Raw genomic sequence first — 19,511 nt, forward strand, 5'->3', positions numbered from 1 at the left:
GGGGTCAGTCCCGAATGAGGAGGCTTTTTATTATAGCGTGTTAAGCATTTTTCGTAATGATTCACGCTCAGGTTCAGTTAAAGGAACAAGTGGTAAACGTACAGATCCTACGTCTAAGCCTTTAAACTGCAGAGCTGTTTTTACAGGTGTTGGGCTTGGAGCAGAGAAAAGAGCCTTCATAACAGGCAATAATTTACCATGTAGTTGAGCTGCTTCTTTTACTTTACCCGTCTCAAATGCTGATACCATCGCTTGCATCTCGTTACCTAATACGTGAGACGCCACAGAAATAATACCATTACCACCAATTGATAATACCGGCAACGTTAAACCGTCATCGCCACTATAAAGCGCAAAGTCATCAGCTGTATTGTTAATAATAGCTGTCATAGCGTCAAGATCTCCGCTTGCATCTTTAATTGCTACTACGTTTGAAAGCTCTGACAAGCGTACAATGGTAGTAAGCTCCATGTTAATAACAGAGCGACCTGGAATGTTATAAAGCATCACAGGAAGCTTTGTGCTCTCTGCAATTGCTTTAAAATGCTGATATAAACCTTCTTGATTTGGTTTATTGTAATACGGCGCAACGATCATTACAGCATCTACGCCAATTTCTTCAGCTTTTTTTGTTAGCTCAATCGATGCATACGTGTTGTTACTACCAGTTCCAGCTACTACTGGAACACGACCTGCCGCTACTTTAACTGAGTGTCTAAATAGAGCTAGCTTTTCTTCTGTGGATAACGTTGGTGATTCACCCGTTGTTCCAGCAATGATTAAAGAATCTGATCCATTCTCAATCAAATAGTTAATTAACTGTGTTGTTTTTTCAAAATCAATGTTTCCCTTATGATCAAAAGGGGTTACCATAGCCGTTGCTACTTTACCAAAATCAATCATGTCTTCACTCCTTGACGTTCAATTATCTCCATTGGTAAACAACTCCATCAACAATATTTAATTGATGGAGTCTGTTTACTTTATTGAGTTACTTTTGATAAATCAAAAGCACGGTGAAGTGCATTAACTGCTTTCTTCAAATCCTCTTCTTTTACAAGTACCCAAATTGTTGTGTGACTATCAGCTGATTGTAAAATTTGAATTCCTTCGCTTGCAAGCGCCGTTACAATTTTAGCCGTTACGCCAGGCACACCGGCAATCCCTGCACCTACGATAGATACCTTAGCACAATTGCGGATAACAGAAGGCTCGTAACCAAGCTCTTGTAAAACCGCAATCGCTTTATCTGTTGATTCTTCAGTAATAGTGTACACAACACCTTTTGGTGAAATATTAATAAAGTCCACGCTAATCTTTTCCTGAGCCATAGCTTTAAATACTTCAGCCTGCGTGTCGTAATAACCGTCCTTACTGAATACCTTAATTTGTGTCACATTGGATACGTGAGCAATGCCTGTTACAAGACGCTCTTGGACATCGCTTCCACGCTGTTGAGCCGCACTATGGGAAGTCACTAGTGTACCTTCAGAGTCAGCATAGGTTGAACGTACGCGCATTGGTACTTTGGCCTGCATAGCAATTTCAACAGCTCTTGGATGAATAACCTTCGCACCTTGATATGCCATGTTACAAATTTCATTATATGTCACAACCGATAGCGGTCTTGCATCTTCAACAATGCGTGGATCTGCTGTCATTACCCCTTCGACATCTGTAAAAATGTCAATGTATTCAGCTTGTAATGCAGCTCCTAAAGCAGAAGCAGACGTGTCGCTACCTCCTCGACCTAACGTTGTTGTATCACCGCTTTCGTTTGCTCCTTGAAAGCCTGTTACTACCACGACATCATACTCTTCTAATTCTTCTATTATACGGTCACATTTCATTTCAATAATCTTGGCATTAGTAAAATCACTATTCGTGATAAAACCAGCCTGAGCACCATTTAGAGCTGTAGCCTTTATGCCATTTTCGTTTAATAAGTTAGTGAATACAACGGAAGAAATTAATTCTCCACAAGCCATTAACATATCTAACTCTCGTTTATTCACAGAAGCCTTATTACCATTCACAAGTGATAACAGCGTATCCGTTGCATATGGTTCGCCTTTACGTCCCATTGCAGATACAACTACCACTACTTTGTAACCTTCTTTTTGTGCATTTTTCAGATGATGAATAGCACGTTCTCTTCCTTGTTCATTACGAACGGAAGTTCCTCCAAATTTTTGGATGATGATTTTCATACTTACACCTCATTAATACTCTGAAACACGCTAGTTGCGCTTATTTTACTAAGCCAAGCTTAATAAGTGACTCTGCAATTTGTACAGAATTCCAAGCTGCACCTTTTAATAAGTTATCAGATACAATCCACATATGGAAGCCATTTTCGTGATCTAAATCTTTACGGATACGACCAACGAATACTTCACGCTTGCCTACGCAGTCTGCAGGCATTGGATATACTTGATTCTCTGGGTCATCTTGTAAAACGATACCAGGTGCATCAGCTAGTAATTTTTTCACATCAGCTACCGTTGCATCATTGTTTTCAATTTCAATATAAACTGACTCTGAATGTCCTGTAACAACCGGTAAGCGAACACAAGTAGCAGCTACTGGTAGTTCAGGCATGCTCATAATTTTTTTCGTTTCGTTAATCATTTTCATTTCTTCGAATGTAAAGCCGTTATCTTGGAACTTATCAATCTGAGGAATAGCGTTAAAAGCAATTTGGTAATGCTTTTTATCCCCACCAACTGGTAAAATTTCTGGCGTGAATTCTTTTTCGTCCAGGATTGCTTGTGCTTGTTCCTTTAATTCATTAATTGCTGCGGCACCAGCACCTGAAACAGCTTGATACGTCGATACAATCACTTTAGATAAACCGTATTTTTCACGCAGTGGCTGCAGTGCTGCTACCATTTGAATCGTTGAACAGTTTGGATTTGCAATGATTCCATTATGTGCTTTTAGTGCTTCTTCGTTTACTTCTGGCACAACTAAAGGTACGTTTTCATCCATACGAAATGCGCTTGTATTATCAACTACAATCGCTCCACGTTTCACTGCTTCCGGTGCTAACGCCTTGGAAATGCTTCCTCCTGCGCTAAATAAAGCAATATCTACTCCTTCAAAGCTCTCTGGCTTTGCTTCTTGAATGATTATTTCTTCTCCATTATAAGTGACTTTCTTACCCGCTGAACGAGCTGAAGATAATAATGTTAATTTGCCAATTGGAAGATTACGCTCTTGTAGAGTTTTTATCATTTGTTGTCCTACTGCACCTGTTGCTCCTACTACTGCTACATGTAATTCTCTTGTCATTTTAATACCGCCTCCAACAATTTTCAACTACTCAACATTTTTCTGCATATACTGACTATTTTAACATAACACCTTATTTTATTGCGCTAAAGAAGAGAAGATTTTAAAATCTTCTCTTCTTTTTTCACCTTTGACAGAAATATATTCTTAAAATTACTTTATGATGCGGCGCGCTACTTTGTTTCTTAATCGCGAAAACGCTCCACGACAACAGGTTGAATTTGTTTCCCTTCCAATGCCGCATACACCGTATCAGAAAGCATAGGCATACGAGCTACCATTGAGTTTGGCTTTGAAATAGGATCATCTTGACCAAATGGAATAAAGTAAATGTTTTTAGTAGCCATTAGTCGCATTAAGTTTACACCATTTAGACCCAATGCGTCATTGGTTGAAATACCTAAGACAACAGGCTTATTATTACGTAGCGTTGCTTTTGCAGCCATTAGAACTGGGGATTCGGTCATAGCATTCGCAAATTTACTCATTGTATTTCCAGTAATTGGAGCAACCACCATGCAGTCAAGTGGAATTTTGGGTCCTAATGGCTCTGCTTTTACAATGGTATTGATAACAGAGTTCCCGGTAACTTCTTCAATTTTTCGAATCCAATCTTCGCCATCTCCAAAACGTGTATTTGTTGATTGAACAGTATAAGATACCACAGGCATTACTTCTGCTCCTAAATTGACAAGCTTTTCAATTTCTGGCATTACTGCATCGTACGTACAGTGAGAGCCCGTTAAACCAAAACCAATTCGTTTTCCTTTAAGTGACATTATTGTTTCTCCTCCCTTTGATCAGCAGCTTCTTTCAGTAACGTCACAATGACATTGGCAACGATTTGTCCTGCTGTTTTTGGTGCCACGATTCCAGGAAGTCCCGGTGCTAGAATCGCTTTAATTCCTCTTTTTTCAGCGTAGCGAAAATCAGTACCTCCAGGCTTTGATGCAAGGTCCACTACAAGAGCATGCGTTGGAATATTGGCTAAGACACTAGATGTCAAAACCGGATATGGAATCGTATTAATACAAATATCACTATCCGTTATTTCTTGAGCTAAATCGTTTAAATGAAACGGTGTTAACCCCATTTCGCTAATGCGTGCTAAATGCTCTGATTTACGCGCACCAACCTTTACATTTGCTCCTAATGCTGCAAACGAGCGCGCCACACTCATTCCTACTCTTCCTAATCCAAGAACGGATATATTCGCTCCATGTATTGTAAAATCTGTATGTTGAATGACCAGCATAATTGTCCCCTCAACTGTTGGAACTGAGTTGTAGATAGCAACATCGTCACGCTCAAACAGCTGAATGAGTGTTCGATTTGTCTTTTGAACAAGGCTATTTAAATAATCATTACTAATTCCTGAATAAATGGTACAATGCGCAGGAGTACTAGCTAAGATCTCTTCTGTTAAAATTACTTTTTCATTTGAAAAGATGGTATCGACTTGCCCTTCATGATTTGTACCTGGTACAGGCAAAATAATGGCATCGACATCGGAAAAATTTAGTTCATCAATTTGATATTTAGTCGCACCAGTAAAGCCGTGATCAAGCTGATCAAACCCTATAAGCGATGTTTTTGCATCTAATTGGATGAGCTTTCGTATGACCTCAAGCTGTCTTGCATCACCACCAATGACAGCTATGTGCAAATCCGTTAACATGTGTCTGTTCACCTTCTTTAATATTAAATAGAGACGTCTAGTTCTTTAAAATTATAGATATCATAGAATCATTCATTACCATTAGATACCTATTGCATTTTCTTCAACATAGTATGTAAACAACTGAGAATCGGTGAATCTTTCTCCGCATTGTATGACAAATATTCGAGTCCAAAAAAAGCATGGCTACTAACAGCCATGCTTTTCTACTATTCAATCGATGTATTTTCGTATTGTTCTAAATTAACTATAACCATATCGGTTCCTATCTTTTCAATATGAGACCATGGTACTCTTACATCACTACCCTGCTTTCGGAAACCAAACCATTTCATAGAAGGAATTAATAGCGCTTTTATTTGGCCCTGCTCATTAAATTCTAAGTCCGTTTGCCCCAGTACACCAAGGCGTTCAGCTCGCTTTAAATCCACAATTTCCTTACCGCTTAGTTCACTTAACCTCATAAACCTCTCCCCCTTATAACTAGTTTATCAATGAACATAGTAAAAACATGACAAGAAAATAAAAAAAGTGTGGGACAAAACGAAATGTTTCTTTCTCAAAGACGAGTTATGCCTTTTCTAAGGTAGTTAGGTTATAATAACAGGTTCGTTTCGTTCCATTGCGCTACGGACACTCGCTTTCCGCGGGGAGGAATCTGAGCCTCCTCGCTGCGGAGTCTCAGCTCTTCCTCTAGTCCCCCTAGGAGTCACATGCCTTACGCTCCATTCCACTAATTCTTTAAAATTAGTTTCCTAATCAACAAAAAATCCGAACTATAAAAGAGTCGTTAACTCTCAATAGTTCGGATAGATCATTGACTGAAATACTTATGTTCCAGCCGCTTTCGTACTCTTATTTTTTATTCAATCCTTTTGGCATTTCACCGCTAGGGCTAATTAAAGATAGTGCAAAATCATCTTTGAAAATAGAACGTGCCAATGAATTAACGCTGTCAATTGTCACATTGTTAACTAGATCTAAAATTTCATCTAATGAGCGATGATGACCCAACATTAGTTCATTTTTTCCGTTGCGACTCATACGACTATTTGTGCTTTCTAGACTCAGCATTAAGTTTCCTTTTAACTGCTCTTTACTGTTAGCAAGCTCTTTCGCCGTAATCCCTGTGTCTGTAAGCTCTGTAAGCGTATCTTGAATTGTATCATACAGCACATCAAGCTGATTGCTACCTGTTCCACCATAAATAGTCACAAGACCACTATCACGGTAGGAAGAATGATAAGAGAAGACCGAATAAGCTAATCCACGTTGCTCTCGTACCTCTTGGAACAAGCGACTGCTCATACTTCCTCCCAATACGTTATTTAAAACGATTAGGCTATACACATCTTTTCCACCAATTGGAAGCCCTTTGAAACCTAAGCATAAATGCGCTTGTTCTGTATCTTTTTTGCGAGCGATGTGATTTGTATGAAAAGCTGGCTGTACATACTGATGGGCACCATATGATGAAGTGTATGTACCAAAATACTTTTCAACTTCTTTAATAAAAGAATCATCTACGTTACCCGCTACTGAAATCACAACATTTTCAGGAATGTACATTTTTTCCATATAGCTACGAAGCGAATCACCGTTAAACGTTTTTAACGTCTCTTCCGTTCCCAAAATTGGATATCCTAACGGATGGTCACCATACACAGCTTTACCTAATAAGTCATGTACGATGTCGTCTGGCGTATCTTCATACATCTTAATCTCTTCGTATACTACATTTTTCTCTCTAGCTAACTCTTCTTCATCAAAAGCAGAGTTAAAGAACATATCTGCTAGCACATCAAGCGCTTGATTGGAATGTTCATCTAACACTTTTGCATAGTAACAAGTATATTCCTTTGATGTAAAGGCATTAACTTGTCCTCCAATTTGATCAAAGCTCTCTGCAATGTCACGAGCAGAGCGTGTCTTAGTACCTTTAAAAAACATGTGCTCTAAAAAATGTGAGACACCATTAATTTCTGGATGTTCACTTCGAGAACCAGTCCCAATCCAAACTCCAATCGCTACCGAACGAACCGTTGGGATATTTTCAAGCACAATTCGCACACCATTTTTGCATGTATGTCGAGTAATCAAGCTAACTCCTCCTTTGTCATTTGCTTCATTTTAATGAGATACGTTTATAAGAAAAATACGCTTGATATCCGTTAATCTTTACGATAACTGACCATTCTTTCTTCATCAAGCAGCATCGTTACCGTCGTAACATCTAACCCTTTTTTCTCAATATCCGTTAACAGCTGATCCAATGAATTCGCTGTAGCCTCAGTAGGATGCATCAGCACGATTGCACCTGGATGAATTTTTTTCATCACGCGATTAATCAGCACATCTTTTGTTGGCTTTTGCCAATCAATTGTATCTACTGTCCACATAATTGTACTCATTTTTTGCTCTGAAGCTAACGTTACTACTTCTTTTCGAAAGCTACCGCTTGGGGGCGCAAACCACTTTACTTTCTTACCAGTAGTAGCCGTAATTACTTCATTCGTTTTCTTTAATTGATCAACAATTTGTCCTGATGATAATGTAGCCATGTTAGGATGCGAGTAGGAATGATTTCCAACTTCATGTCCCTCATCTACAATCATCTTTGCCAACTCAGGGTTATTTTTAACCCATCTTCCTTCTAAAAAAAACGTTGCTTTTGCATCGTGCTTCTTTAAAGTTTGAAGCATATCTGGTAAATATTCATTTCCCCAGGCCACATTTATCGTAAACGATACCATAGGCTTTTCAGGGTGTCCACGATAGATAGCTTCAGATGGAAGATCATCTAAATGCACCTTTGGCTTTATTTGTTTATAAACCAGCTTGTCTTCATTAAACTTACCGCTTTTTTTCATGTTCTCATAGGAAGCCTTTACATCTACAGCGATTCCATTGTAACCCGGCGTTTTCTTCCAGACTGGGTCAATGGCTGCATTAGAAGGCTTAACGTTATATATCTTTGCTTTCTCGGCAATCTTCTGATATAGGTCGTTTCTTTCGACACCAGCTTGCTCAACCGTTGTCTGAAATGCTTCCACATAATCAGTAGCAAACGGATTATAAATTGATTTATATGTAATTGCAAGTAAAAATAAAAATGCAGTAAATTGAATGATTGAACGTTTCACTTATCCTTCCCCCTTTTCCATACAAAGTATGTAGAAAAAGGACAAGGTAGAACAGCGTCTTCAAGCCAATGTAATAAAACCCCCACATCAGTTAGACTGCGTGGGGGAATAACAAGGCAATTATTTTGTTTCTTTTGCCTGCTCTTCTTTTTCTTTTTGCTCTTTCAGAACTGCTTTCCTTGATAAGTTAACGCGACCTTGCTTGTCGATTTCCATTACTTTCACAAGAATTTCATCACCGATAGCAACAACGTCTTCCACTTTACCAATACGTTCTTCAGCAAGCTCAGAAATATGAACAAGGCCATCTTTACCGCTGAAAATTTCAACAAATGCACCAAACTTCTCGATGCGTTTAACTTTACCTAGATACATTTGTCCAGCTTCAACTTCACGAACAAGATCTTCAATGATTTTCTTCGCTTTTAGGTTCATCTCTTGGTCAATTGATGAGATAAAGATTGTACCATCTTGTTCAATATCAATCTTAACACCAGTTTCTTCAATGATCTTATTAATTTGTTTACCACTTGGTCCAATAACATCACGAATCTTGTCTGGATTGATTGCCATCGTCAAGATTTTCGGAGCGTACTGAGACAGCTCTTCACGAGGTGTATTAATTGTAGAAATCATGTGATCTAAGATCTGCATGCGTCCTTTTTGTGCTTGTTGAAGAGCCTCTTCTAAGATTTCACGAGATAGGCCATCAATTTTAATATCCATTTGTAACGCAGTAACACCTTTTGCTGTACCCGCTACTTTAAAGTCCATATCACCTAAGTGATCTTCCATTCCCTGGATATCAGTTAAAATTGAGTAATGCTCACCCGATTTAATAAGACCCATTGCAATACCCGCTACAGGAGCTTTAATTGGAACCCCAGCATCCATCATTGCAAGCGTACTTGCACAAATACTTGCTTGAGACGTTGAACCGTTTGATTCTAACACTTCAGATACAAGGCGGATTGTGTATGGGAAATCTTTTTCTGTTGGAATAACAGGCTCTAATGCACGTTCACCAAGTGCTCCATGACCGATTTCACGACGTCCAGGTCCACGCATTGGTCTTGTCTCACCTACGCTGAAAGAAGGGAAATTATAGTGATGCATAAAGCGTTTAGATTCTTCTACGCTTAAGCCATCTAGAATTTGCACATCTCCAAGCGCTCCTAGTGTACAAATGCTAAGTGCCTGCGTTTGTCCACGCGTGAATAACCCAGAGCCGTGTGTACGCGGCAATAAGCCAACTTCAGATGATAATGGTCGAATTTCGTCAATGCTTCGACCATCTGGACGCACTTTTTCTTCTGTAATTAGACGACGCACTTCGCTTTTAACAAGCTTAGATAAGATCTCACTGACTTGACCTAATACATCAGCTTCAACTTGTTGCTCTTCAAACTGCGCAATTACCGCTGCTTTTACTTCGCTAATTGCTTCTTCACGAGCATGCTTTTCTTGAACTTGAACAGCTCGGTTCATGTCTGCTTCTGCAATTTCACGCACTTGTCTTTCTAAGTCTGCATCTACTGTATAAAGTTGCACTTCCATTTTCTCTTTACCAACAGCTGCAACAATTTCTTCTTGGAATTCAATTAACTTCTTAATTTGGTCATGTCCAAACATAATTGCTTCTAACATCACTTCTTCTGGTACTTCATCTGCACCAGCTTCAACCATGTTAATAGCGTCTTTTGTTCCAGCAACCGTTAAATGAATATCGCTTTTTTCTTGGTCTTCTACACCTGGATTTACAACAAATTTACCGTCTACACGCCCTACGATAACCCCAGCAATTGGGCCTTCGAATGGAATATCAGAGATAGAAAGTGATAAAGAAGAACCAAACATAGCGGCAACTTCAGACGAGTAGTTTTGATCTACACTCATTACAACACTTACGACCTGTACTTCGTTACGGAATCCATCTGCGAATAGCGGACGAATTGGACGGTCAATTAAGCGGCTAGCTAAAATAGCTTTCTCACTTGGACGACCTTCACGCTTAATAAATCCACCTGGAATTTTACCAACTGCGTATAAACGCTCTTCATAGTTAACTGTTAAAGGAAAAAAATCTACGTCTTTCGCTTGTTTTGAAGCTGTTGACGTGCTTAATACTACTGTGTCTCCATAACGAATCAGTGCTGCTCCGTTAGCTTGCTTTGCTAATTGACCAACTTCAACCTCTAGCCTTCTACCGGCTAGGTCCATGGAGAACACTCGTTTTTCTTGTTCCATATCGACGAGTACCCCTCTCTACATATAAAATATATGTATGTAAATAAATGTGATAGTTTTATTATAAACGAAATACTAAAAAACAATAGCTTTTTTCACATTATGTAGCATCTTTTCAAAATATCTAAATGTACATACTAAAAAAGCGGGAATGCTCCCGCTTTCTTCTTATTATCGACGTAAACCAAGCTTGTTGATTAGATCACGATAACGAGTAACGTCTTTGTTACGAAGATAGTTAAGTAAGTTACGACGTCTACCTACCATTTTTAGAAGTCCACGACGAGAGTGGTGGTCCTTCTTGTGAGTACGTAAATGATCGTTTAGATTGTTAATTTGCTCTGTTAGGACAGCGATTTGAACCTCTGGAGATCCAGTATCGTTTGCATGAGTTTTGTACTCATTAATGATTTCATTTTTACGCTCTTGTGTGATAGCCATCCTATTCACCTCCTTGTTTATAAACCCCAGTTACCGAGCAAGACGTTGGTGAATCGTCATGCCAAGCAATGGTTGTTTTGCATACAAGTGTTATATTACTACTTTCTTTTCAAAAAAGCAAGAAGATCTCTGCTTTTTCTTTTAGTTTATTGTACGTTTTTTGAAACACCTACAAAGTACTGGTTTGCTTCTTCTTTATCTAATGAAATTTGTTCAATTAGCGCTTCAATTCCAGAAAATTTGCGCTCACTACGAATGAGCTTATGCCAACGAACTCTTACATGCTCACCGTAAATTTGCTTATTAAATGATAGAAGGTGCACTTCAATTGTGGGCTTTTTTAAGTCTTCATGAAATGTTGGTTTATATCCTATATTGCATACTCCTTGATACCATTGATTATTTAGCTCTAACTCCACTGCGTATACGCCTGTTCTTGGCAGGAGATAATCAGCGGCTAAGGAAACATTTGCCGTTGGAAACCCAATTTGCCTGCCTCTTTTTTCACCATGAACGACCGTTCCTTCTACTTCATAATTACGTCCAAGCAGCAATTTCACTTTCTCCATTTCACCATCAGCTAAGAATTGTCTAACTAACGTTGAGCTTACTTTCTCTTCATTTGTTGTTAGCTTATCTACGACCGTCTGCGTAAACTGTGAACGAGAGTGAAAAGGTAACGTTTCCATCGTCCCTTTTCCTAGCTTACCATATGAATAATCGAATCCTGCCACAACATGCTCTACGTTTAAGCCGATAATATACTGATCAACAAACTCTTGTGGTAATAAAGATGCAAACGCCCGATCGAAATGCACTATATATAAAAAGTCAATTCCCAGTTTTTTAATAAGTCGTTTTTTTTCTTCTAAAGGTGTAATCATATCAACGTGCTGAACGTTTTTCCCAAGAATGACGGATGGATGAGGTGTGAAAGTCATCACTGCGCTCGCTACATTTTTCTCATCAGCGATTTGCTTTGCTGTTTTAATCACTTGCTGGTGCCCCAAATGTACACCATCAAAAAATCCAAGAGCTAAAACAGAACGCTGTACAACCTCTCGTCCTAAATGATGTGGATGTCGAATCTCTATCGTTTCCAAAACGCACTTCACCTTTTCCTTAACCAATTCAGTCGATTGCTAAGACTTTTACCGGTTTAATTAAATGTTTTTTTGTGGGATGCTGCGCATAAATCGCCATGCATTTTCCAGCTGAATCCACCATTAGAAATTGCCCCTCGAGTAAAGATTCATCTTCTGGACATGGTAATACCGCACCGTTTCTCACTTTCTCTGCTAATGTATCATTTATTTTGAATTTCGGCAAATGAAAGAGCGCACGCTCAATAGGATGTAAAAGTGATTGAATTGTTCCTTCTTCTACTGCTAGTTCAATCTGTTCAAACGTTAAGCAATCCTCTAAAGAAAACTGACCCGATCCTGTTCTTTTTAAATAAGACATATGAGACGGGTAACCAAGTTTCTCACCGATCATAACAGCAAGTGTTCTAACATACGTTCCTTTACTACACGTCACACGGAAGCGAAATGAAATGTTTTCGCCCGTAAATACATCTCGGTCATCAAGAAGTTCAAACTGATAAATTTGAATAGTACGCGCAGGTCTTTCAATCTCAATCCCTTGCCTTGCGTATTCATATAACTTTTTACCATTAATTTTTACGGCTGAATACATGGGAGGAACTTGTTCAATCGTCCCCGTTAAGGATTTAAGAACCTCTTCAATTTGAGCACACGTAAACGTCTCATTTATCTCTTTTCTTTCCACCACATCACCAGATGAGTCTTCCGTCGTGGTAGAAAAACCAATAGTGACTTCCCCTTCATACGTTTTTGTTGCACCTGTTAAATACTCTACAATTTTGGTTGCGCGACCGATACAGATGGGGAGTACACCTGTTACATCTGGGTCAAGCGTGCCCGTATGACCTACTTTTTTTGTTTTTAGTAGCTTTCTAACTTTAAAGACACAGTCATGAGACGTCATCCCCGCTGGCTTATTTAAAACTAAAACACCATCCAACTTACTCAACTCCTTTTCCTCCATAAAAAAGGTGCCTCAAAAAGCACATGTACTTGTTGAGACACCCTTTATCATGCTCATTTGAGCACCCTAATCATCCATTAATTATGGTCTTGCTCATCGTTGCTTTCTTTTTTAATTTCATGAAGTAACGACTCAATCCGATTACCATAATCAATTGACTCATCAAATTCAAATGTAATTTCAGGTGTTTTACGTAAGCGAATGCGCTGACCAATCTCTGAGCGAATAAAGCCTTTTGCTTTTGCAAGACCTTTTAACGTATTCTCACGCTGCTCAGCATCTCCTAATACAGAGATATATACTTTTGCTTGCTGCAAATCGCCTGAAACCTGAACGTCCGTAACCGTTACAAAGCCGATGCGTGGATCTTTAATCTTTCGATTTAAAATCTCACCTAGCTCTTTTTTCATTTGTTCACCGACTCTAGTTGCTCTAATTTTCATACTGTGTCACCCCTTTTATACCACTTCAACAGGCTGACTGCTATTAAATCAGCTTGAAAAACCCAATTGGTTCCAACACTTCATCAACAGAAAAATTTTCTGCTTATAATCGGTATTATAACCAATCAAAGGTTGTAATAGTGCGTTCGATTTCTGGAAAAGAATCCATTAGAGCAATTGCTTTTTGTAATTCTTGTTCCGTTGCGATGCGACTAGATGAAACTGCAACTATGCTAATTTTTGTACGCTGCCACACATCTTGAAAATCTGTTTCGGATACCGATACATTATACTTTTGTTTTAGGCGCATTAAAATCCGCTGTAAAACCGCTCGCTTATCCTTTAGTGAGGCCGCGTTATAAATTAAACATTCACATTCCACTAATCCAATCACTTAGGATCGATTTGCTCCATTACATATGCTTCAATAACATCGCCTTCTTTAATGTCATTGAAGTTTTTAATTGTAATACCACACTCGTAGCCTTGAGCTACTTCTTTTGCATCATCTTTGTATCGTTTTAGGGCATCAACTTCACCTTCAAAGATAACGATACCATCACGAATTAAACGGATGCTGCTGTGGCGCGTAATTTTACCTTCTGTGACGTAACCGCCGGCAATTGTACCAATTTTAGATACTTTGAACGTTTGACGAACTTCAACTTGACCAATAACTTTTTCTTCAAACTCAGGATCAAGCATTCCTTTCATCGCTGATTCAATCTCTTCAATCACTTTGTAGATAATACGATGTAGACGAATATCTACTTTTTCAGCTTCTGCCGTGCGTTTTGCACCTGCATCTGGACGTACGTTAAATCCAATTACGATTGCATTAGAAGCTGTTGCTAAGATGATATCAGATTCTGTAATTGCACCTACACCAGTGTGAATGATGCGTACGTTTACGCCTTCAACATCAATCTTTTGTAAAGATGCTGCTAAAGCTTCAACAGAACCTTGTACGTCAGCTTTTACGATTAAGTTTAAGTCTTTCATTTCACCTTGCTTGATTTGCTCAAATAAATCATCCAAGCTTACGCGCGTTTTTTCACCACGCTGTTGTTCAAGCTGCTTTTGAGCACGTAGCTCACCGATTTGACGAGCTGTTTTCTCATCTTCAAACACCATGAAGCGGTCACCAGCTAACGGTACATCGTTTAGACCTGTGATCTCAACTGGAGTTGAAGGACCAACCTCTTTCACGCGACGACCGATGTCGTTTACCATTGCACGAACACGACCGAACGTGTTTCCGACAACGATTGGATCTCCAACTTTTAGTGTTCCATTTTGAACAAGTAAAGTAGCTACTGAACCGCGACCCTTATCAAGCTGTGCTTCGACAACCGTTCCAACAGCACGACGATTTGGGTTTGCTTTTAATTCTTCTACTTCACTTACCAATAGGATCATTTCAAGAAGCTGGTCAATACCTTCTCCTGATAGAGCAGATAGCTTACAGAAGATTGTATCGCCACCCCATTCTTCCGCTACCAATCCGTGTTCCATTAGTTCTTGCATAACGCGGTCTGGGTTTGCTGCTTCTTTATCCATTTTATTAACAGCTACGATAATTGGTACTTCAGCAGCTTTCGCGTGGTTAATTGCTTCAATTGTTTGTGGCATTACACCATCATCAGCTGCAACAACAAGAATTGTAATATCTGTTACTTTTGCTCCACGCGCACGCATTGTTGTAAACGCGGCATGTCCTGGTGTATCTAAGAACGTAATCTTCTTCTCTTCTACCACAACTTGGTAAGCACCGATATGCTGCGTGATTCCACCAGCTTCTCCAGCCGTTACCTTCGTGTTACGGATTGAATCTAATAGCGTTGTTTTACCATGGTCTACGTGACCCATAATTGTAACAACTGGTGGACGAATTTGAAGGTCTTTCTCATCGTCAATGATTTCCATTGCTTCAAAATCAGTTGCGTCTAACACAACTTCTTCTTCCACTTCTACGCCATACTCACCAGCAATTAATTCAATTGCTTCTTTTTCAAGCTCTTGGTTGATTGTTGCCATAACACCAACCATGAACAGCTTTTTAATAATCTCTGAAGGCTCTTTGCCTAACTCTTTTGCCAATTCAGAAACTGTTAAACTTTCAGAGTATGTGATTTTTTCAGGAAGTTCTTTTGGTTGTGCCGGAGCCGGTCTTCCTTTTCCTCCCTGAGGCTTTCTATTACCTTTTCCACCTTTGTTGGCAGCAGGTTTTGCTGGCTTTTTGTTGCCTTTTTTATCATTATTATTTGGTTTTGAATTATTATTTAGTGCTGCATCTAGTTTTTTCACATGCTCATCCTCTAACGTTGTCATGTGGTTAGACACTTCAACATTCATTTCTTTTAATTTTTCTATAACGTCTTTGCTTGAAATATTGTATTGTTTTGCATATTCATGTACGCGAACTTTACTCAATATTTTCACCCCCAAAAAGATTAATCGAGCATCGTGATTAGCTTTTTGGCAAAGCCACTATCCATCACTGCAACGACAACACGTGCATCTTTACCGATTGCTTCTCCTAAAACGTAGCGATCCACAACGGTTCGAACCGGAACTTGATAATACGTGCATTTGTCGATGACTTTTTTTGTTGTGTTATCTGATGCATCACCGGCTAAAAGAACAAGCTTTGCTTTTTTTTTGCGCACTTCTCCTATTACAAGCTCTTCACCAGAAATTAATTTACGTGCTCGATTTGCAAGTCCTAAAAAAGAGAGCCACTTTTCATTATTCAATGTCATTGCTTCTCCTTCTCTACAAGCGTCAACAATTCATCATAAACTGCATCTTCAATCGGTGCGCTCAAGTGAGTAGATAAGACATTTTTCTTTTTTGCTAATAAAATGGCTTCTTTATCTTTACTTAAATAGGCACCGCGCCCGGACTTTTTACCCGTTAAGTCAACCGAAACTTCACCTTCTTTAGAGCGTACAACGCGTACTAGCTCTTTTTTAGGCATCATTTCACCAGTGGCCACACATTTTCGCATCGGGACTTTTTTACGATTGTTCATTTGGCTCACCTCTTATTCCATGTCATCTTCGTCTGAATCAAATGCATGTTGACTCACTAACATGTCATCACTTTTTTGAATATAAATACCTTCTTGCTCGGCTTCGGATTGACTCTTAATGTCAATTTTCCATCCTGTTAACTTAGCTGCTAAACGTGCATTTTGTCCACGTTTACCGATTGCTAATGACAGCTGGTAATCTGGCACGATAACCGTTGTTGCTTTTTCCTCTTCATCCACCATTACTTCTAATACTTTTGATGGACTTAATGCATTTGCCACAAATTCTACCGGGTCATTTGACCAGCGAACGATATCAATTTTCTCACCTTTTAATTCATTCACAACAGCCTGAACACGTTGACCTTTTGGTCCTACACAAGAACCGACTGGATCTACTTCAGCATATTCTGAGTGAACAGAGATTTTAGAACGATCGCCAGCTTCACGTGCAACTGACTTTAATTCAACTGTACCATCATAAATTTCTGGTACTTCTTTTTCAAATAAACGCTTAAGTAATCCAGGGTGTGTTCTTGAAACGTAAATTTGAGGACCTTTTGTTGTTTTTTCCACTTTTGTGATATACACTTTAATACGGTCATGTGGTTTATATTGTTCGTTGGGCATTTGTTCACTTTGTGGCAATAGAGCTTCGATTTTCCCAAGGCTTACATAGATAAAGCGTGAGTCTTGACGCTGAACAATTCCTGTCATGATGTCTTCTTCACGATCGCTAAACTCAGAATAGATAACGCCACGCTCTGCCTCACGAACGCGCTGTGTTACAACTTGCTTCGCTGTTTGTGCAGCAATGCGACCGAAGTCTTTTGGCGTTACTTCAATTTCTACAACGTCGTCTAATTGAAAGTTAGGATTAATCCCTTGGGCTTCTTCAACTGAGATTTCCAAGCGTGGATCATACACTTCATCTACAACGTCTTTACGTGCGAATACGCGCATTGTTCCTCGATCTAAATTTAAATCAACACGCACGTTTTGCGCTTGATTAAAATTGCGCTTATAAGCAGAAATTAACGCTGCTTCAATCGCTTCAATAATAACATCTTTACTAATGCCTTTTTCTTTTTCAAGAACTACCAAGGCATCTAATAACTCACTGCTCATTTTGGTTAATCCCCCTTTAATATTCACTAGTTGCTAATGCGTTAAAACACAATTGCCAGCCTAGCAAACGCAACTTTTTCATATGGTAATTCCACTGTTTTTGTACGTGTTTTAATGCGAATTGATAACGTTACTGTTGTACCGTCAAATGCTACTAGTTCGCCTTCAAACTCCTTTGCTCCTTCAATTGGCTCATATGTTTTTATGTATACATGCTTACCGATTGAACGTTCAAAGTCTTTGTCCTTCTTTAAAGGTCGCTCAGCACCTGGAGAGGATACTTCAAGAAAATAGTTATGTGTGATTGGATCAACTTCATCCATTTTCTCGCTAAGCTTTTCGCTTACAGCTCCGCAGTCTTCAATATCTACACCCGTTTCAGAATCAATAAAAACTCGAAGGAACCAATCGCGCCCTTCTTTTACATACTCTATTTCCACTAGCTCTAAGTTCATTTCTTCTAAAATTGGTGTAACCATTTCTTCTACTGTTTCTTTTACGCTTTTGCCCATTTCTAATCCTCCTTTCGAGACAACAAAATCTATGTCTCTTATCTAAAAAAGAGTGGACACATTTGATACTGTCCTTTCAATACCTAGTATGAAGCTGGTACATACGCACGATATACTAATGAGTAAGAATGATGAAAATAATAATGAATGTTTTCAATTCATATCGCCGTGATACAGTCCGATACTTAAGTTTCGATGCTAGAACGTCTCGAGTCAAAAAGCATGCACGTACAGAAAAAACGAATCATGCTAACCGCCGATTCGTTTCCCATACTCCTTACTAGTTCGTAAGTTCATATCAATAAGAAAGAGCGGGTTTCCCCACTCTTTACTCGTCCGTATCCTTAGCATTTCCACATTCACTATATCATAACCGCTTATTTTATGCAAATGTTAGAAAAGTGAAAGTTGGTTTTGATCTGGCAAGCTTTCTAAGCAACCGTGATTGTCTAAATACTCTAGAATTGTCTTTGATACTTTTCCTCTTTGCTGTAGATCTTCTTTTGATAAAAACTCTCCATCCTTGCGAGCTTTCACAATATTTAAAGCCGCATTAGTACCCAATCCTGGAATGGAATTAAATGGTGGAATTAACGATGTACCATCAATAATAAACTCATCTGCACTCGATTCATACAAATCAACTTTTTTGAATGAATAGCCACGCTCACACATTTCAAGCGCAAGTTCAAGCACTGTTAATAAGTTCTTCTCTTTCGGAGAAGCATCAAGTCCCTTACCATTGATTTCTTCCATTTTCGCCCGAATAGCAGTCGAACCCTTGATCATTGTGTCAATATCGAAGTCATCGGCGCGTACTGTGAAATATGCTGCATAATATAAAAGCGCATGATGAACTTTAAAATACGCAATACGTACAGCCATTAAAACGTATGCTGCTGCATGGGGTAGCGATAGGTAATATTCCCCTCAGCCTCACCTGTTTGGGTTCCATTTTCCCCCGCTTCACACCGTACGTGAACCTTTCGATTCATACGGCGTTCCATCGAACAACAACCAAATGTTACTTCACTAATTTTTCCCGAAATGAAAGTATCTTTTTAATTTGTTTTTGCTTATAACCTAAGCTAAGAAGCTTGTCTTCATTGCTTCTAGCTACTTCAATAATTCCTTGGAACTTAGGTTGCTTTCTCTCAGCGATTGCGGCTTTCGTTACCGCGTATATTGTATCTCTAAGAGTTTGAAACTCCTCTTCCGATTTCGGTATGCTAAGTTTTATAGATGCTCGCTCCTTTCACAAGGATACTTGCATCTCGGTACTTTACTCTCAACGGAATTTCTTAGCAGTTAGTGAATGTTGGTTGCTCCTTTTCTTGAGTCCGACTATGCCCCTTCGCTCCACTTCCATTACAGAAGCTTCAACACTACTACGGGCTGCCGCCAGGTGTATGAAGAGAGTCATTTCCTACTCTCAGGGATTTCACTTGGCTCCTGCCATCCATCCTACACCCTTCACACGTTCCACATGAAATTATCCCTTCTTTAGTGGTGACCTTAGGT

General features: G+C 39.2%; 20 protein-coding genes and 1 pseudogene. All 21 read right to left on the bottom strand.

The features are described 5' to 3' along the window. Window positions 1-30: 30 nt before the first annotated feature. Window positions 31-903 (bottom strand): 4-hydroxy-tetrahydrodipicolinate synthase, encoded by an 873-nt coding sequence (gene dapA, locus BFL01S_RS00005; RefSeq protein ID WP_025910557.1) that lies wholly within the window; start codon window positions 901-903, stop codon window positions 31-33. An 80-nt stretch (window positions 904-983) separates the two neighbouring features. Further along, complete coding sequence (gene dapG, locus BFL01S_RS00010; protein ID WP_061784559.1) at window positions 984-2,210, bottom strand: aspartate kinase; 1,227 nt, start codon at window positions 2,208-2,210, stop codon at window positions 984-986. Between the two features lie 40 nt (window positions 2,211-2,250). Continuing rightward, window positions 2,251-3,294, bottom strand: a complete 1,044-nt coding sequence (gene asd, locus BFL01S_RS00015; RefSeq protein ID WP_061784560.1) for an aspartate-semialdehyde dehydrogenase — start codon at window positions 3,292-3,294, stop codon at window positions 2,251-2,253. A 185-nt stretch (window positions 3,295-3,479) separates the two neighbouring features. After that, window positions 3,480-4,073: a dipicolinate synthase subunit B gene (locus BFL01S_RS00020; RefSeq protein WP_025910560.1), complete on the bottom strand. Its 594-nt coding sequence runs from the start codon at window positions 4,071-4,073 to the stop codon at window positions 3,480-3,482. Next, window positions 4,073-4,972, bottom strand: coding sequence for a dipicolinic acid synthetase subunit A (gene dpaA / locus BFL01S_RS00025; protein ID WP_025910561.1), 900 nt, complete (start codon window positions 4,970-4,972; stop codon window positions 4,073-4,075). Before dpaA ends, BFL01S_RS00020 begins: the two co-directional genes overlap by 1 nt. Before the next feature lie 209 nt (window positions 4,973-5,181). Continuing rightward, a complete protein-coding gene (locus tag BFL01S_RS00030) occupies window positions 5,182-5,436 on the bottom strand; it encodes a YlmC/YmxH family sporulation protein (protein WP_061784561.1) in 255 nt (84 codons plus the stop codon). A 391-nt stretch (window positions 5,437-5,827) separates the two neighbouring features. Next, on the bottom strand, window positions 5,828-7,072 hold the full coding sequence (locus tag BFL01S_RS00035; RefSeq protein WP_061784562.1) for a M16 family metallopeptidase: 1,245 nt from the start codon (window positions 7,070-7,072) through the stop codon (window positions 5,828-5,830). A 71-nt stretch (window positions 7,073-7,143) separates the two neighbouring features. Next, window positions 7,144-8,115 (bottom strand): polysaccharide deacetylase family protein, encoded by a 972-nt coding sequence (locus BFL01S_RS00040; protein ID WP_025908936.1) that lies wholly within the window; start codon window positions 8,113-8,115, stop codon window positions 7,144-7,146. Window positions 8,116-8,235: 120 nt separating this feature from the next. Next, window positions 8,236-10,362: a polyribonucleotide nucleotidyltransferase gene (pnp, locus tag BFL01S_RS00045; RefSeq protein WP_061784563.1), complete on the bottom strand. Its 2,127-nt coding sequence runs from the start codon at window positions 10,360-10,362 to the stop codon at window positions 8,236-8,238. 171 nt (window positions 10,363-10,533) lie between these two features. Beyond that, a complete protein-coding gene (rpsO, locus tag BFL01S_RS00050; RefSeq protein ID WP_025908938.1) occupies window positions 10,534-10,803 on the bottom strand; it encodes a 30S ribosomal protein S15 in 270 nt (89 codons plus the stop codon). A gap of 146 nt (window positions 10,804-10,949) precedes the next feature. Beyond that, window positions 10,950-11,906, bottom strand: coding sequence for a bifunctional riboflavin kinase/FAD synthetase (ribF, locus tag BFL01S_RS00055; protein WP_061784564.1), 957 nt, complete (start codon window positions 11,904-11,906; stop codon window positions 10,950-10,952). 28 nt (window positions 11,907-11,934) lie between these two features. Continuing rightward, window positions 11,935-12,849 carry a tRNA pseudouridine(55) synthase TruB gene (gene truB / locus BFL01S_RS00060; protein WP_061784565.1) on the bottom strand — a complete coding sequence of 305 codons (915 nt, stop codon included), beginning with the start codon at window positions 12,847-12,849 and terminating at the stop codon, window positions 11,935-11,937. A 101-nt stretch (window positions 12,850-12,950) separates the two neighbouring features. Beyond that, the gene (rbfA, locus tag BFL01S_RS00065) at window positions 12,951-13,316 is read right to left on the bottom strand and encodes a 30S ribosome-binding factor RbfA (RefSeq protein WP_025908941.1); all 366 of its coding nucleotides are present in this window, start codon (window positions 13,314-13,316) and stop codon (window positions 12,951-12,953) included. Between the two features lie 115 nt (window positions 13,317-13,431). Then, window positions 13,432-13,710, bottom strand: a complete 279-nt coding sequence (locus BFL01S_RS00070) for a DUF503 domain-containing protein (protein ID WP_061784566.1) — start codon at window positions 13,708-13,710, stop codon at window positions 13,432-13,434. Beyond that, window positions 13,707-15,749, bottom strand: a complete 2,043-nt coding sequence (gene infB, locus BFL01S_RS00075) for a translation initiation factor IF-2 (RefSeq protein ID WP_061784567.1) — start codon at window positions 15,747-15,749, stop codon at window positions 13,707-13,709. Before infB ends, BFL01S_RS00070 begins: the two co-directional genes overlap by 4 nt. A 20-nt stretch (window positions 15,750-15,769) precedes the next feature. Beyond that, window positions 15,770-16,078, bottom strand: a complete 309-nt coding sequence (locus tag BFL01S_RS00080; RefSeq protein ID WP_078989371.1) for a YlxQ family RNA-binding protein — start codon at window positions 16,076-16,078, stop codon at window positions 15,770-15,772. Then, entirely contained in the window at window positions 16,075-16,350 is a 276-nt protein-coding gene (rnpM, locus tag BFL01S_RS00085) for an RNase P modulator RnpM (protein WP_025908945.1), read from the bottom strand. Before rnpM ends, BFL01S_RS00080 begins: the two co-directional genes overlap by 4 nt. 12 nt (window positions 16,351-16,362) lie before the next feature. Beyond that, window positions 16,363-17,478, bottom strand: a complete 1,116-nt coding sequence (nusA, locus tag BFL01S_RS00090; protein ID WP_025908946.1) for a transcription termination factor NusA — start codon at window positions 17,476-17,478, stop codon at window positions 16,363-16,365. A 41-nt stretch (window positions 17,479-17,519) separates the two neighbouring features. After that, complete coding sequence (gene rimP / locus BFL01S_RS00095) at window positions 17,520-17,990, bottom strand: ribosome maturation factor RimP (protein WP_025908947.1); 471 nt, start codon at window positions 17,988-17,990, stop codon at window positions 17,520-17,522. 393 nt (window positions 17,991-18,383) lie between these two features. After that, a pseudogene (locus tag BFL01S_RS00100) lies at window positions 18,384-18,899 on the bottom strand (helix-hairpin-helix domain-containing protein); the annotation flags it as partial. Next, a complete protein-coding gene (locus BFL01S_RS21200) occupies window positions 18,875-18,997 on the bottom strand; it encodes a hypothetical protein (RefSeq protein ID WP_258954098.1) in 123 nt (40 codons plus the stop codon). The gene BFL01S_RS21200 and the pseudogene BFL01S_RS00100, both read right to left, overlap by 25 nt. Window positions 18,998-19,511: the final 514 nt, after the last annotated feature.

This window comes from Priestia flexa NBRC 15715 (genome assembly GCF_001591565.1).
GTDB lineage: Bacteria > Bacillota > Bacilli > Bacillales > Bacillaceae_H > Priestia > Priestia flexa.

Bases quoted from the DNA above. Each gene is read 5' to 3' on its own strand.
- dapA (WP_025910557.1), bottom strand. From the start codon at position 903: ATGATTGATTTTGGTAAAGTAGCAACGGCTATGGTAACCCCTTTTGAT.
- rbfA (WP_025908941.1), bottom strand. From the start codon at position 13,316: ATGAAAATTAGAGCAACTAGAGTCGGTGAACAAATGAAAAAAGAGCTA.
- dpaA (WP_025910561.1), bottom strand. From the start codon at position 4,972: ATGTTAACGGATTTGCACATAGCTGTCATTGGTGGTGATGCAAGACAG.
- rpsO (WP_025908938.1), bottom strand. From the start codon at position 10,803: ATGGCTATCACACAAGAGCGTAAAAATGAAATCATTAATGAGTACAAA.
- asd (WP_061784560.1), bottom strand. From the start codon at position 3,294: ATGACAAGAGAATTACATGTAGCAGTAGTAGGAGCAACAGGTGCAGTA.
- pnp (WP_061784563.1), bottom strand. From the start codon at position 10,362: ATGGAACAAGAAAAACGAGTGTTCTCCATGGACCTAGCCGGTAGAAGG.
- BFL01S_RS00030 (WP_061784561.1), bottom strand. From the start codon at position 5,436: ATGAGGTTAAGTGAACTAAGCGGTAAGGAAATTGTGGATTTAAAGCGA.
- rimP (WP_025908947.1), bottom strand. From the start codon at position 17,990: ATGGGCAAAAGCGTAAAAGAAACAGTAGAAGAAATGGTTACACCAATT.
- BFL01S_RS21200 (WP_258954098.1), bottom strand. From the start codon at position 18,997: ATGGAACGCCGTATGAATCGAAAGGTTCACGTACGGTGTGAAGCGGGG.
- dapG (WP_061784559.1), bottom strand. From the start codon at position 2,210: ATGAAAATCATCATCCAAAAATTTGGAGGAACTTCCGTTCGTAATGAA.
- rnpM (WP_025908945.1), bottom strand. From the start codon at position 16,350: ATGAACAATCGTAAAAAAGTCCCGATGCGAAAATGTGTGGCCACTGGT.
- BFL01S_RS00080 (WP_078989371.1), bottom strand. From the start codon at position 16,078: ATGACATTGAATAATGAAAAGTGGCTCTCTTTTTTAGGACTTGCAAAT.
- BFL01S_RS00020 (WP_025910560.1), bottom strand. From the start codon at position 4,073: ATGTCACTTAAAGGAAAACGAATTGGTTTTGGTTTAACGGGCTCTCAC.
- nusA (WP_025908946.1), bottom strand. From the start codon at position 17,478: ATGAGCAGTGAGTTATTAGATGCCTTGGTAGTTCTTGAAAAAGAAAAA.